Annotated in this window: 14 protein-coding genes and 1 pseudogene; 11 read left to right on the forward strand and 4 right to left on the reverse strand. The window is 72.0% G+C overall.

The features are described from left to right. The first annotated feature begins 67 nt into the window (after positions 1-67). The 3 genes from JHN45_RS09505 to JHN45_RS09515 are packed head-to-tail and all read left to right on the forward strand — an operon-like array spanning position 68 to position 2,682. A complete protein-coding gene (locus tag JHN45_RS09505; protein WP_201048682.1) occupies positions 68-1,825 on the forward strand; it encodes a CocE/NonD family hydrolase in 1,758 nt (585 codons plus the stop codon). Positions 1,826-1,868: 43 nt separating this feature from the next. Beyond that, complete coding sequence (locus JHN45_RS09510) at positions 1,869-2,117, forward strand: LapA family protein (RefSeq protein ID WP_200715078.1); 249 nt, start codon at positions 1,869-1,871, stop codon at positions 2,115-2,117. Between the two features lie 13 nt (positions 2,118-2,130). Then, positions 2,131-2,682, forward strand: coding sequence for a GNAT family N-acetyltransferase (locus JHN45_RS09515; RefSeq protein ID WP_201048683.1), 552 nt, complete (start codon positions 2,131-2,133; stop codon positions 2,680-2,682). Here the strand turns inward: JHN45_RS09515 and JHN45_RS09520 are convergent. Continuing rightward, on the reverse strand, positions 2,654-3,001 hold the full coding sequence (locus JHN45_RS09520) for a DUF6204 family protein (RefSeq protein ID WP_200715080.1): 348 nt from the start codon (positions 2,999-3,001) through the stop codon (positions 2,654-2,656). The two genes, JHN45_RS09515 and JHN45_RS09520, sit on opposite strands and share 29 nt — an antisense overlap. A 144-nt stretch (positions 3,002-3,145) precedes the next feature. Here JHN45_RS09520 and JHN45_RS09525 point away from each other — a divergent pair, with 144 nt between their 5' ends. Continuing rightward, positions 3,146-5,119 carry a DUF5107 domain-containing protein gene (locus tag JHN45_RS09525; RefSeq protein ID WP_201048684.1) on the forward strand — a complete coding sequence of 658 codons (1,974 nt, stop codon included), beginning with the start codon at positions 3,146-3,148 and terminating at the stop codon, positions 5,117-5,119. Positions 5,120-5,171: 52 nt separating this feature from the next. Here the strand turns inward: JHN45_RS09525 and JHN45_RS09530 are convergent, their stop codons facing one another. From JHN45_RS09530 to JHN45_RS09540, 3 genes are all read right to left on the reverse strand, one after another. Further along, positions 5,172-5,519 carry a VOC family protein gene (locus JHN45_RS09530; RefSeq protein ID WP_200715082.1) on the reverse strand — a complete coding sequence of 116 codons (348 nt, stop codon included), beginning with the start codon at positions 5,517-5,519 and terminating at the stop codon, positions 5,172-5,174. 82 nt (positions 5,520-5,601) lie between these two features. Further along, positions 5,602-6,423: a class I SAM-dependent methyltransferase gene (locus JHN45_RS09535; RefSeq protein ID WP_201048685.1), complete on the reverse strand. Its 822-nt coding sequence runs from the start codon at positions 6,421-6,423 to the stop codon at positions 5,602-5,604. Between the two features lie 78 nt (positions 6,424-6,501). Further along, on the reverse strand, positions 6,502-8,019 hold the full coding sequence (locus tag JHN45_RS09540; RefSeq protein WP_201048686.1) for a bifunctional phosphatase PAP2/diacylglycerol kinase family protein: 1,518 nt from the start codon (positions 8,017-8,019) through the stop codon (positions 6,502-6,504). Positions 8,020-8,138: 119 nt separating this feature from the next. Between JHN45_RS09540 and JHN45_RS09545 the strand changes: the two genes are divergently transcribed. The 7 genes and pseudogenes from JHN45_RS09545 to JHN45_RS09575 all read left to right on the forward strand — a co-directional run. Next, positions 8,139-8,810 carry a histidine phosphatase family protein gene (locus tag JHN45_RS09545; protein ID WP_200715085.1) on the forward strand — a complete coding sequence of 224 codons (672 nt, stop codon included), beginning with the start codon at positions 8,139-8,141 and terminating at the stop codon, positions 8,808-8,810. Positions 8,811-8,875: 65 nt separating this feature from the next. Beyond that, complete coding sequence (locus JHN45_RS09550; RefSeq protein ID WP_201048687.1) at positions 8,876-10,495, forward strand: ABC-F family ATP-binding cassette domain-containing protein; 1,620 nt, start codon at positions 8,876-8,878, stop codon at positions 10,493-10,495. 31 nt (positions 10,496-10,526) lie between these two features. Next, positions 10,527-10,799 carry a DUF6158 family protein gene (locus JHN45_RS09555; protein WP_234469184.1) on the forward strand — a complete coding sequence of 91 codons (273 nt, stop codon included), beginning with the start codon at positions 10,527-10,529 and terminating at the stop codon, positions 10,797-10,799. 114 nt (positions 10,800-10,913) lie between these two features. Further along, positions 10,914-11,708, forward strand: coding sequence for an RNA polymerase sigma factor SigF (locus JHN45_RS09560; protein ID WP_201048688.1), 795 nt, complete (start codon positions 10,914-10,916; stop codon positions 11,706-11,708). A 189-nt stretch (positions 11,709-11,897) separates the two neighbouring features. Then, positions 11,898-12,491 (forward strand): hypothetical protein, encoded by a 594-nt coding sequence (locus JHN45_RS09565; RefSeq protein ID WP_201048689.1) that lies wholly within the window; start codon positions 11,898-11,900, stop codon positions 12,489-12,491. A gap of 53 nt (positions 12,492-12,544) precedes the next feature. Further along, positions 12,545-13,792: an aminotransferase class I/II-fold pyridoxal phosphate-dependent enzyme gene (locus tag JHN45_RS09570; protein ID WP_201048690.1), complete on the forward strand. Its 1,248-nt coding sequence runs from the start codon at positions 12,545-12,547 to the stop codon at positions 13,790-13,792. Then, a pseudogene (locus JHN45_RS09575) lies at positions 13,789-14,089 on the forward strand (hypothetical protein); the annotation flags it as partial. The gene JHN45_RS09570 and the pseudogene JHN45_RS09575, both read left to right, overlap by 4 nt.

The raw sequence follows: 14,089 nt of genomic DNA on the forward strand, positions 1-14,089 counted from the left end.
CTGTCGTATCGCTGCCCGCAAACTCCCTTTGTTCTCCGCCGGGTTGTCCTCACTGTGGAGGTCCCCTTTGTCCCGTCGTGTGCTCGGACTCCGCACCGCACTTGCTCTCGCGCTCACCCTCACCGCCCCGTTCGCCCTCGCCGGCCGTGCCGCCGCCACGGACCAGTACACCGTCACCGCACTGAAGTTCACCGTCCGTGCGGGCGGCCGGGACTGCGCGGTCGACGCCGACCTCTACCGGCCAGCGGGCGTGGACCGCGCCCATCCCGCGCCCGCCGTACTGGCGACCAACGGCTTCGGCGGCAGCAAGTCCGACGGGTCCACGGACGCCATCGGCAAGACCTTCGCGCGGCGCGGTTATGTCGGACTCGTCTACTCCGGGCTCGGGTTCGGCAAGTCGGGGTGCCTCATCTCGCTCGACGACCCGGACATCGACGCGGCGGCCGCGTCGGGACTGGTCGACTTCCTCGCGGGCACACGTGCCGCGGACGACGGGACCAGGGCGGACTTCGTGACACTCGACGCGAAGGGGGACCCCCGGGTCGGGATGATCGGCGGATCGTACGGCGGCGCCGTCCAGTTGGCGACGGCCGCCGTGGACCACCGGGTGGACGCCCTGGTCCCCATGGTCACCTGGCACGACCTGGCTTACTCCCTCGACCCCAACAACGGTGGGAGCGTGCCCGGAGTCTTCAAGTGGCAGTGGACCAACGGCTTCTACCTCATGGGCGAGACCCAGCCCCTGACCGTGCCGGGCCTCGACCCGACCCGGATCAACTCCCTCGCCTGCGTGCACTTCGTCAGCAAGGCCTGCGCCCTGATCCGCAGGCTGAACTCCGGGAGCTATCCGGCGAAACCGACGGCGGATGTGCTCGGCTACGCCCACAGCGTCTCACCGGTGTCGTATCTCAACCGGGTCGAGGCGCCGACACTCCTCGTCCAGGGGCAGGCCGACAGCCTGTTCAACCTCAACGAGGCGACGGCGACGTACAAGACGCTGAAGGCGCAGGGGACCACGACGAAGATGATCTGGCAGTCCTGGGGACACAGCGGTGGGTCGACCGCCGGTGAACTCGACCTGAGCCAGGGCAAGTTGGAGTCGAGCTATGTCGGGCGGCGGATCGCGGCCTGGTTCGACCGCTATCTGCGCGGGCGGACGAACGTGGACACCGGACCGGCCTTCGCCTACTACCGCGACTGGCTCACGAACCCGGCCCGCACCTACGCCATGGCGAGCCAACTCCCCGTACTGGACGAGAAGTTGTATCTCTCCGGCGACGGCAAGCTGGTGGACGACCGGGCGAAGGTGGCGCGCGGCAGCCGCGAGTACACCAACGGGCCTGTCCCCACGAGCCATTCGGAGAACTCGCTGAGCGCCATGACCGGCCTGCCGGACCCGGCGCCGTACGACACCCGTGGCACCTACCTCGGTTGGACCGGTCCACCCCTGAACCGTACGACGGACGTGGTGGGCGCCCCGAGGGCGACCCTCAAGGTCGTCTCCTCGGCCGCGCGGCGCGTCCAGAACTCCGGCGACGCCGCCGACAAGCTCGTCCTCTTCGCCAAGCTCTACGATCTCGCGCCCGACGGCACCGCGACCCTGGTCCACCGGCTGGTCGCCCCGGTCCGGATCCCGGACGTCACGAAGAGCTTCACGGTCACCCTGCCGGGGATCGTGCACCGGTTCGCGAAGGGGCACCGGCTGCGGTTCGTGATCGCGGCGAGCGACGACGCGTACACCGGGAACCGGGGGATCAAACCGGTCACGGTGGTCAGCTCGCCGCGGGACACGGGGGTGCTGGAGCTGCCGGTCGTCGCGGACTGAGTCTCACCGTGCGTGATGGCCGATTCGGGCTCACCCTGGAGACATGAGCCCGAAGACCACCGAGAGCGGCACCGGCACCGGCCATCGGGAACGGCTGCTGACGCCCGCCCGGATCACTGTTCTGCTGCTCGCCGTCCTGGCCCTGATCTTCATCTTCGAGAACACCCACGACACGAAGATCCGCCTGCTGATCCCCGAGGTCACCATGCCGCTGTGGATGGCACTGCTGGCCACGGCGATCATCGGCGCCCTCTGCGGTGCCTATTTCATGCGCCGGCGCCGCCGACCCTGACTAGGGTGACGGGATGCCGCATGCCACTTCCCGTTATCTCGCCCAGGGCCCCCGCGTGGGGATACGTCACTTCACCTACGAGGACGGCGCCGAGTTCACCGCGCGGGCCCGGGAGAGCAAGGATCTGCACCAGCCGTGGCTGTTCCCGCCGGCGAGCGGGGACGCGTACACCGCCTACGCGGGACGGCTGATCCAGGATCCGACCAAGGCCGGGTTCCTGGTGTGCGAGCTGGACGGCGGGGGCATCGCCGGGTTCATCAACATCAACAACATCGTGCAGGGCGGCTTCCAGTGCGGTGCGCTGGGATACGGCGCCTTCGCGCACGCGGCCGGGCGCGGGCTGATGCGCGAGGGGATGAACCTCGTGGTGGACCACGCCTTCGGGCCGATGCGGCTGCACCGGCTCGAAATCAATGTGCAGCCCGGCAACGCCGGGTCGATCGGGCTCGCCCGCAGCTGCGGATTCCGGCTCGAAGGCCTCTCGCCGAAGATGATCTACATCGACGGCGCCTGGCGCGACCACGAGCGCTGGGCGATCACCGCCGAGATGCGGACTTCCGGTTGACCTTCATCGTGTCCAGGTCCGTGACCGTCGACCTCAGATCCCGGAAGCCGTAGCCGAGGCCCTTCAGCGCGGTCTCGGCGCGGTCCTCCGCGAGCGCCGCCGCCATCTCCACGCCGTCCGCCGCGTCCGACACCACCACATACCGCCACGAGAAGTGCTTGAGCGGCGACGGTTCGTAACTGAGCGAGCCCTCCTCGGTGAACCGCATGCTCAGCATCCCGTGCTCCGACGCCTCGCCCAGCAGCCGCTGCCGCGCCTCGTCCGTCAGCCCGTCCCAGGTGCCCCGGACGATCACCCGGTACGTGTGCTGCTCGCTCATCCGCCGTTCCACTCCTCGCTCCGTGCCGTCGATCGCCCGACTCTACGTCGACCCGGACGCACCGCACGCGGAATTTCCGGCGCCCCGCCTTTGCGGAATCCTGACCGGCGGCGCCCCTGGCCACCGCACCCGTTGCCGGGTTCCATGGTGATCGTGACGACGATCCGACGTGAGGTACTGACCCTGCCCACCGCGGAGTTGGGTCCGGACAACCCGCTGCCCCCACTGAGTCCGCTCGACGAGGCACACCGCATAGACGACCGGGACCGCGAGGCCCTGCCCCGGGACATGGCCCGCCAGATCGGCTACGAACCCCTCCGCAGCCTGCTGCCGACCCGCGTCCGCGACGGCTACGACAGAGACCGCGCACCCCGCCGGATCGACGCCCTGGTGATCGAGAACGACCGGCTGCGCGCCACCGTCCTCCCCGCCCTCGGCGGCCGCATCGCGTCCCTCGTCCACAAGCCCACCGACCGTGAACTCCTGTACCGCAACCCGGTGTTGCAGCCCGCCAACTTCGCCCTCAACGGCGCCTGGTTCTCCGGCGGCATCGAATGGAACATCGGCGCCACCGGCCACACCTCCCTCTCCTGCGCACCCCTGCACGCCGCCCGCGTCCCCGCCCCCGACGGCGGCGAGATGCTCCGTCTGTGGGAGTGGGAACGGCTGCGCGACCTCCCGTTCCAGGTCGACCTGTGGCTCCCGGACGGCTCCGACTTCCTCCACGTCGGCGTCCGCATCCGCAACCCGCACGAGAAACCCGCGCCCACCTACTGGTGGTCCAACATCGCGGTACCGGAGCAACGCCGGGTCCTCGCACCGGCGTCGGAGGCCTGGCACTTCGGCTACGAGCGGCGACTGCGCCGGGTGCCCGTGCCGTCGTACGACGGAGTGGACCGGTCCCATCCCCTCAACAGCCCTTACGCAGCCGACTACTTCTACGAGATCCCGGACGCGCGGCGCCGCTGGATCGCCGCGCTCGACGAGGACGGGCACGGTCTGGTGCACACGTCCACCGACGCACTCCGGGGCCGCAAACTCTTCGTGTGGGGCACCGGCAGCGGCGGCCGCCGCTGGCAGGAGTGGCTCACCGAACCGGGCACGGGCGGCTACTGCGAGATCCAAGCGGGCCTGGCCCGTACCCAGTTGGAGCACATACGCCTCGACCCGGAGAGCGAGGTGTCCTGGCTGGAGGCCTACGGTCCGCTCGACGCCGAGGCCGACGTCGACGCCGAGGGGGAGTGGCCCGCCGTTGTGGACGGGGTCGAGGCCCGCCTCGAAACCGCCCTGCCCCGCGCCGACCTGGACGCGGCCTACGCCGCCTGGAAGCCGTACGCCGACACCGAACCCGGCGAGATCCTCGCCACCGGCTCCGGCTGGGGTGCCCTCGAAGTCCTGCGCACCGACTGGAAGTTGCCCGGCACCCCCTTCGACGAGTCCACACTCGGCGAGGCCCAGGCACCCTGGGCGGCGCTGCTGCGCAGCGGTGCGCTGCCAGAGCCGCGCCGGGTCCGGCCGCCCGGCGAGACGCTCGTCGCCCCGCACTGGCGGGACATGCTGGAGACGGCGCCCGCCACCCCGCTCACCGAGTACCACCTCGGCGTCGCCCAATGGCACGCCGACGACCGGGCGCAGGCGGTGCGCAGCTGGGAACGGGCCATCGAACTCGCCCCGTCCCTCTGGCCGTTGCTGCGCTGTCTCGCCGTCGCGGACCAGGAGTCGGGCAACCACGAACGGGCCGCCGACCGCTACACCGAGGCCTTCGCCGACCTCTGCCACGAGCGGCGCGACGCCGGCGAGAGCTGGACCGCCGCCACGGCCGCGCTCGGCCGCGAGGCCGTCGAGGCGCTGCTGCGGGTACGGCGGGTCGCGGACGCCCGCGCCGTCTGGGAGATGCTGCACCCCGCCACCCGCGAACGCGGCCGATTCCTGCTGCTCCAGGCCGAGTTGCTGCTCGCGGAAGGGCGGCGCGACGACGCGTGGGCGGTCTTCGCCGACGGCTTCGAGGTCGCCGACCTGCGCGAGGGAGCCGAGTCGATCGGCCGGCTCTGGACCCGCCTCACCGACGAACCACTGCCCACGCGCTACGACTTCCGGATGCGGCCGGAGACGCCCTGAGGTGCGGTGAGATGAGATGAGATGAGGTGAGACGTGGACCGGCGGTCGGCCGTCAGCCCCGCCGGTCCACGTACTCGTAGACCGTTCCATCCGGATGCACGGCGATCAGGTTGCGCCCCACCGGTGTTGCCAGTGGGCCCGCAATGACCCGGGCACCGAGTTCGGTGAGGAGTGTGTGCGCCTCGTCGACGTCCTTGACGGCGATGGTCGCCGAGACCTTGCGCAACACCTCCAACTCCGCCTCGGGCCCGCTCATCAGCAGGAAGAACCCGACCGCGGCCACCGACACCCCGCCGCGCTCGAAACGGAGCGCCGAGGCACCCGTGAGGCGTTCGTAGAAGGGGACGGCGGTCTCCAGGTCGTCGACGCAGATCCGCAGCGTGGCTCCCAGAATGTCCATACGGACGAGCCTAGTTGGGACGGCCGGGCCGAGGTGATCCTTTCGGACGAATCCCGGCCCGGCGGCGTCGCCGGCGTCGTTCTCAGGCGGGCTTGCGGCAGAGGATCTCGCCGTGCAGCACGGCGAACCAGCCGTCGTCCTGCTTTCCCCACTCCCGCCAGGCGTCCGCGATGGCATGCAGTTGCCCGGTGGTCGCATGCCCGCCCTCGGTCGCGATCCGCGCGTACGACGACTGGACGGTGCGGTCCGCCCACAGGCCGCTCCACCAGGTCCGCTCGTCCGGAGTCTGGAACGTCCAGGTGCTCGACGTGGACGTGATGTCGTTCAGCCCCGCCTGCATGGCCCACGATTTGAGACGGCGTCCGGCATCCGGCTCGCCCCCGTTGGCGCGGGCCACCCGCCGGTACAGCTCCAGCCAGTCGTCCAGTCCCGGCACCAGCGGGTACCACGTCATCACCGCGTAGTCGCCGTCGCGGGCGGCGATGAACCCGCCAGGCTTGGTCACCCGCACCATCTCCCGCAGCGCCTGCACCGGATCGCCCACGTGCTGGAGCACCTGATGGGCGTGGACCACGCAGAACGTGTTGTCGGGGTAGTCCAGCGCGTGGACGTCGGCGACCGCGAAGTCGACGTTGGTCAGGCCGCGTTCGGCGGCGACCTCCCGGGCCGGTTCCAGGACGCCCGCGGCGTGGTCGACACCGGTGACATGGCCGTCGGGGACCAGTGCCGCCAGGTCGGCGGTGATGGTGCCCGGGCCGCAGCCGATGTCCAGGATCTTCATGTGCGGCTTGAGCGAACCGAGCAGGTAGGCGGCGGAGTTGGCGGCGGTCCGCTGACGGTGCGAACGCAGCGCGGACTCGTGGTGCCCGTGCGTGTAGACGGCGGTCTCCTGCGGTTTCGGCATGGCTCTACCTACCCCTTCGCGTCTTCTTCGGCGTAAGCAGAACGGTACGCGCGCATGTCGCATGATGAGACCTGCGTTTTACGATGTGGACTGACGGGTGGTCAGGGACTCCGTCAGCGGCCGGTACACCGTCAGCCCCTCGGGCAACTCCTCCAAGGTCAACTCGCCTTCCACGTCCGTGACTTCACCGTCGTAGGCGAGCAGCGTGCCCGGCGTGAGACCGGTCAGGTGCAGGCGATGGACCTGGACCGCCGCGTGGACGGGAGAGCGGGAGAAGGGGCCGGCGAGGGCCGCGGCGAGGAGTCGTAGTGCGGGCCTGCGGCCGCCGTGCACGACCCGTACGTCGAGGCGTCCGTCCGCCAGGTCGACCCGGCGGCCCGAGGCGATGCCCATCCGGTGGTAGGTGCCGTTGCCGGCGAACAGCAGCCACAACGGGCGGACGCGGCCGCCGAGTTCGGCCTCCAGCGGATGCCGGTCGGCGCGCAGCACCCGCAGCGCCGCCAGCACGCCCGCCGGCCAGCCGCCGATCCGGGGCGCCCAGCGCTCCCGCTCGCGCACCAGCTCCGGATAGACGCCCAGACTCAGGGTGTTGAGGAAGATGCCCCGGGTGGCGCCGGAGCTGAAGCGGCCGACGTCCACGCGGACGGCGTCGCCCTGCTTGATCGCCCGGCTCAGGTCCCGGGGGCCCTCCACACCGAGGTCGTAGGCGAAGTGGTTGAGGGTGCCGCCGGGGAGGACCGCGAGGGGCAGGCCGTGGCGCAGGGCGACCTCGGCCGCCGCGTTCACCGTGCCGTCGCCGCCGCACACCCCGAGGACCCGGGCGCGGGCCGCCGCCTTCTCCAACTCGGCCTGGATGTCCGCCGGTTGACAGGCAACGATCTCCGTGCCGGGCAGGAGGTCCGTCAGCGCGTCCGCCCTGTCCGCGGTGCCCGACGCCGAGTTGACCACCATGACCAGGCCCTCGCCGTCCTCCAGCGCCGGGACCTCGGCGCGCGGACGGGCCGGCGGCACGACCTGCCCGCGGGTCGGCACCATCCCGCGCACCGCGAACGCCGCACACGCTCCCAGCGCCGCCCCGGCCAATACATCGCTCGGGAAGTGCACACCGGTGTAGACCCGGGACACGGCGACCGAGAACGCGATCGGCGCCACCACCGCCCCCCAGGCCGGCGACTCCAGGGCCACCCCGGTCGCGAAGGCCGCCGCCGACGCCGCGTGACCGGACGGGAACGACGTGGTGATCGGCTGCCGTTTCAGCCGGCGCCCCGGCGGGACCGGGTCCAGGACGGGCCGGGGGCGGCGCACGCTCCGCTTCCCGAGGGTGTTGATGGCGAGGGAGGCGACGCTCAGCGAGGCGAGGCCCCGGGCGGCGGCCCGGCGGGCGCGCGGCGTTCGGCTCGCGGCCACGGCGGCGGCCGTCGCGAACCACAGCACGCCGTGATTGGCACTCCGGCTCAGCCTGGGCAGCACCGGTTCACCGGCGGGCCAGTTCCGCTCGGCCGCGGTTTCGAAGAGACGGGAGTCCAGGGAGAGCAGCCATGCGTGCAGGGCGTGGCGGCCGGGAAGGGGGACCGTGAGGTCGACGTCGGGGCTCATGCGGTGCCGGGTACCCTGAAATGGCCGTTTTGCTGCCCGGCGGACCGTCGGCGAGCCGATGCCGCCGTCGGTGGACCGTTCCAACCGTCGGCGGACCGTTTCATCGGAGGAACCCCCGCATGCGCCTGCTCCTCATCCGCCACGGCCAGACCACGGCCAACGTGGACTTCCTCCTCGATACGGCGATCCCCGGCGCGGAGCTGACCGACCTCGGCCGCCGCCAGGCCGCCGCCCTCCCCGAGGCCGTGGCCGGCGAGGACATCGAGGCCCTCTACGCCTCCACCCTGATCCGCACCCAGCACACCGCGGCCCCGCTGGCCGCCGCCCGCGGCCTCGACGTGCGCGTCCGGGACGGCATCCGCGAGCTGACCGCCGGTGACCTGGAGATGCTGCCCGGCGACCGGGAACCCGGCCACGAGTACATGCGGATCGTGTTCGCGTGGGCATCCGGTGACACGGAGTTGCGGATGCCCGGCGGCGAGAACGGCGTGGAGGCCCTCGCCCGCTACGACGGCGTGATCGCCGAGGCCGCCGACAGCGGCGCCGGCACCGTCGCCATGATCAGCCACGGCGCCGCGATCCGGATGTGGACGGCCGCCCGCGCCGACAACGTCGACGTGTCCTTCGCCGCCGCCCGCCCCCTCGACAACACCGGCATCGTGATCCTGGACGGCTCACCGGCCGACGGCTGGAAGGTGCTGTCCTGGCAGGGCGCCGCCATGGACACCGCCGGACCGGACACGGACGCGGGCCCGACCGGACAGCCGCTCGACGAGGACCAGAAGCCGTAGCGAGGCCCCGGCGGGCACAATAAGGGTTTGCCCGGCCGCGAGGCCGCCCCACAGAATGCGTGGTCATGGGACATCTGGAAGCCGCACACCTCGAGTACTACCTCCCCGACGGGAGGCCGCTCCTCGGCGATGTGTCCTTCCGGGTCGGCGAAGGCGCCGTGGTCGCCCTGGTCGGGCCCAACGGCGCCGGCAAGACGACCCTGCTCCGGCTGATCTCCGGCGAGCTGAAACCGCACGGCGGCACCGTCACCGTGAGCGGCGGCCTGGGCGTGATGCGCCAGTTCGTGGGCTCCGTACGCGACGGGAGCACCGTACGGGACCTGCTCGTTTCGGTCGCCCCGCCCCGCATCCGCGCGGTCGCGGCGGAGGTCGACAAGGCCGAGCACGGCATCATGACCGTCGACGACGAGGCGGCCCAACTCGCCTATGCGCAGGCCCTGTCCGACTGGGCCGAGGTGCACGGCTACGAGTTCGAGACCCTCTGGGACATGTGCACCATGGCCGCGCTCGGAGTGCCGTACGACAAGGCGCAGTTCCGGCAGGTCAGCACGCTCTCCGGCGGTGAGCAGAAGCGGCTCGTGCTGGAGGCGCTGCTGCGCGGGAGCGAAGAGGTACTGCTCCTCGACGAGCCCGACAACTACCTCGACGTGCCCGGCAAGCGGTGGCTTGAGGAGCGACTCAAGGAGACCCGCAAGACGGTCCTGTTCGTCTCCCACGACCGCGAACTCCTCGCCCGCGCCGCCGAGAAGATCGTCTCCGTGGAACCCTCGCCGACCGGCGCCGACGCCTGGGTGCACGGCGCCGGCTTCGCCACCTACCACGAGGCCCGGCGCGAACGCTTCGCCCGCTTCGAGGAGCTGCGCCGCCGCTGGGACGAGAAGCACGCCCAGCTGAAGAAACTCGTCCTGAACCTCCGTCAGGCCGCCTCCATCTCCCACGAGTTGGCGTCCCGCTACGCGGCCGCCCAGACCCGCCTGCGCAAGTTCGAGGAGGCGGGCCCGCCCCCCGAGCCGCCCCGCGAGCAGGACATCACCATGCGCATCAAGGGCGGCCGCACCGGAGTAAGGGCCGTCACCTGCAAGGGACTTGAACTCACGGGCCTGATGAAACCCTTCGACCTGGAGGTCTTCTACGGCGAACGCGTCGCCGTCCTCGGCTCGAACGGCTCGGGCAAGTCGCACTTCCTGCGCCTCCTCGCCGGCGACGACGTGAAGCACACGGGGGAGTGGAAGCTCGGCGCACGCGTCGTGGCAGGCCACTTCGCACAGACCCACGCCCACCCCGAACTCCAGGGCCGCACCCTCCTCGACATCCTGTGGAAGGAGCACGCGCAGGCCCAGGGCCCCGCCATGTCCCGGCTGCGCCGCTACGAGCTGACCGGCCAGGCCGAGCAGAGCTTCGACCGGCTCTCCGGCGGCCAGCAGGCCCGCTTCCAGATCCTGCTCCTGGAACTCCAGGGTGTCACCGCCCTGCTCCTCGACGAGCCCACCGACAACCTCGACCTGGAGTCCGCCGAAGCCCTCCAGGAGGGCCTCGAGGCCTTCGACGGCACAGTCCTCTCCGTCACGCACGACCGCTGGTTCGCCCGCTCCTTCGACCGCTACCTCGTCTTCGGCAGCGACGGCAGGGTCCGCGAGAGCACCGAGCCCGTGTGGGACGAGCGGCGGGTGGAGCGCGCGCGATAGGTCGGTGCAGTGCGGAGGCCGCGGGGCCCGAATGTTCGTAGAGTGGTCTCAGGACCGTGAGACTCGACGAGCGGGGCACACCATGACCGGAGTCGACCCTGCGCGCCTGGACGACTCCCAGCTCATGAAGGAGCTGGAGACCATCCACCGCACGCGCCACGACACCCTGCTGTACGGCTCGAACGACGCGCTGCGCGCCCACAACGACCGCATGGCCCGGCTGGAGGGCGAGTACCTGCGCCGCCATCCACGACGCCTCGTGGCCCCCGGCCGCACCCGGCAGGGGGCACGCGAGCGGGACTGACGCGTGTTTGTGCCCCGAGGTCGGGGGCAGGCGAACCGACAGCGCTGGATCGCAGACGCGTTCCCACCGGTGACCGTCCAACCCGGAGCATGCTCAAGGGAGTTGTGACGCACCATGCCCACTCGAACCCACACGCAACGCCGTTCCCACCCGGACGCCCCCGACACCGCGGAGGCGTTCCGCACGCTGGTCGCGCTGCCGCCCGGACCGCGGCACGACACCGTCCGCGACCACATCGTGGAGGCCTGGCTGCCCATGGCCGACCGGCTCGCCGGACGGTTCCGCAACCGGGGCGAGAGCACCGAGGACTTACGCCAGGTCGCCGCCCTCGGCCTGGTCAAGGCCGTCGACCGGTACGACCCCGGGCGCGGCAACGCCTTCGAGAGCTATGCCGTGCCGACCATCACCGGCGAGATCAAACGGCACTTCCGCGACCACATGTGGACGCTGCACGTGCCGCGCCGGGTGCAGGAACTGCGGAACCGGGTGCGGGTCGCCGGGCAGGAGCTGGCGCAGACGGTGCCGGGGCGGCGGCCGACCGTGGCGGAGCTCGCCGCGCACGCGTGCCTCTCCGAGGAGGAGGTGCGGGCCGGGCTTGAGGCGCTGGAGAGTTTCAGCGCGTTGTCGTTGGACGCGGAGGCCTCCGGCGGTGGGGACGGGTGGGCGTTGGGGGACGTGCTCGGGGCCGCTGATCCGGCGTTGGACGTCGTGGTGGATCGGGAGGCTGTGCGGCCTCGGCTTGCCGCGTTGTCCGCGCGGGAGCGGGAGATCTTGTTCCTGCGGTTCTTCGGGGACATGACGCAGAGTCGGATCGCGGAGGAGTTCGGGATTTCGCAGATGCATGTGTCCCGGTTGATCAGTCGGTGTTGTCGGCGGATTCGGGAAGAGGTTCTTGAGGACGCCGCGTAGGGGTTGTCTGTCGGCTGCGGGCCGGTGGGGGCTGGGCGCGCCCACGCGGCGGAGCCGCACATGGACACAGCCCCGCGCCCCTGTCTGAGCTCGGCCGGTGTTCACTCGCTCGGGTCTCGCCGCGCGCGCCCCTCTCCTGACCGGGCTTCGATGGTGTTGCCGTCGTCCTCGGTCTAAGGAGACCCGCTCATGCGTCGCACCGCCCTTGTGCTGTCCGTCGTCGCCCTGGTCGGCGTCGCCGGTCCAGCTCTGGCCGTCGATTCCGCCGCCGAGGTCAGCCCGAGTACCGCGCAGGCGGGCGGGAACGTGACCGTCTCCGTGTCCTGCGAGGTGGTCGGGGGGATCGCGCCCGAGACCCTGGACGCCTCGTCCCAGGCCTTCGACGGCGGGAGTGTCCAGCTGCAACGTGTGCCCGGCAACGGCGACCGGGCCACCGGAACCGCTTACCGGGGGACCGCGCGGATCTCCACGGACGGGGTCGAGCGCGACGCCGCGTGGACCGTCGACGGGACCTGCCCGGCGCCGCCCGGCGGCCAGGGCAGGCCCTGGAGCGGGACCTTCAGCGTGGAACGCGGCAGTGGGGGCGGAGGCGGGCAGCGGCCTTGTCAGGAACCCCGGGCCGACTCCTGTGCCGGTGCCGCCGTGATCGAGCGCGGGGTGCGGGCCGGGGAGGGCGGCACCTTCACCGACTCCGTGCCGGCGCTGGTCGCCGGTGGTGTGCTGATCGCGGGCGCGCTCGGCGGTGCCGTGTACCGGCTGCGCAGGCGGACTCCGGGACACTGAGGGCACGACCAGGACACGGCACGGAACTGCACCAGGGACTGCGCGGAGGCACCATGCGGCAGGCGGACGCGGTAGGCCAGGGACCCGTCCGCTACGGGCCGGTGTTCCCCGACGACGGACTGCCCGTCCTGCCCGAACTGGCCGCCGTCCTCGCCGCCGCCGCGAGCCGCACCGAGGAACAGCCGGTCGGCGGAGCCCCCGCACTCCTCGACGCAGCGAGCGGCTACTTCGAACGCCGGGGCCTGCCCGCCGAGCCCGCCCGTGTGGCCGCCGCCCCGGGCGCCCCCGCGCTGCTGGTCGCGCTGACCGCGGCGCTCGGCGGTGACGTCCTGGTGCCCAGACCGTGTGCCGCCTGGTGGGCGCCGTACGCCCGGCTGCTGGGCAGGCCCGTGTTCCACGTGGGCACTCCGGCCGAGTGCGGCGGGGTGCCCGACCCGTACGCCCTGCTGGAGACCGTGCGCAGGGTCCGCGACGAGGGCGGTGACCCCCGGCTGTTGGTGCTGTCGGTCGCCGACGATCCCACCGCCACCGTCGTGCCGCCCGAGGTCATGCACGAGACCGTCGAGGCCGCCGCCGGCGAGGGCCTGCACCTGGTCAGCGACGAGACCTGGCGCGACACCCTGCACGCGCCCCGGCGCACCATGCTGCTCAGCCCCGCCGAGATGCTCCCCGAGAAGGTCACGGTCGTCACCGACCTGGCCGGCGCGCTCCTCCCGTCCGGCTGGCCCGCCGCCGTCGCCCGCTTCCCCGCAGGGCGTGCCGGGAACGCGCTCCACGCGCGCGTGCTCGACGTCCTCACCGCACTCGGCGCCCGCGTCGCCGCACCCGTCGCCGCCGCGGCCGGCCACGCCCTCGGCGAACCCGCGCCGGTCGTCGCCCGCCGCGACACCGCCGTAGGCCTGCACGCGCGCGTGGCCGCCGCCGCGCACGCGGCCGTCACCGGGGCGGGCGCGTTCGCCCGGCCGCCGCAGGCGGGACGTCATCTGTACGTCGATCTCGGGCCGTTGCGCCACGCGCTCACCCCGCAGGGAGTCGGCGACGCGCAGGACCTGGAGGAGTTCCTCACCGCCCGGCTCGGGATGCCCGCGCCGGGCGGTCACCGTTTCGGCGACGACCTGGGCGCGCTGCGGGTACGGCTGTCCACCGGACCCCTGCTGGGCCGAACCGACGAGGAACGCGCGGAATGCCTCATGTCACCCGTGCCGTTGGAACTGCCACACGTGCAACGCGCGTTGATGTCCTTGAGGTCGATCTTCGACGATCTCCGCGACGACGCTCAGCGATGGGAGCCTCCTCGATGACGCAGCAGTCCGAGTCGACCACGACGAGTACGCCGACCCCGGACGCCGGCCGCACGGCGCCCCTGTCCCCCTTCGTCCCCTCGTCCCCGCCGCTCGCCGAGCCCCGCCCCCTCGGCGAGCGGCGTGTCTGGCCCCGGACCTTCCACGACCGGCTCACCGCCCCGCTGCCCGGCCTCAAGGCGATGGCCCGCTTCGCCCGCGAGGGCTCCGTACGACCCCGCCCCGAAGGCCTCGCCGACATCCCCCGACTCCCCTTCGCCCCCGAGCCGTTGCCCCAGGTCGACTCCCTGACCGTCG

Source organism: Streptomyces sp. MBT53 (genome assembly GCF_016654115.1).
In the GTDB taxonomy this organism is placed as follows: Bacteria; Actinomycetota; Actinomycetes; order Streptomycetales; family Streptomycetaceae; genus Streptomyces.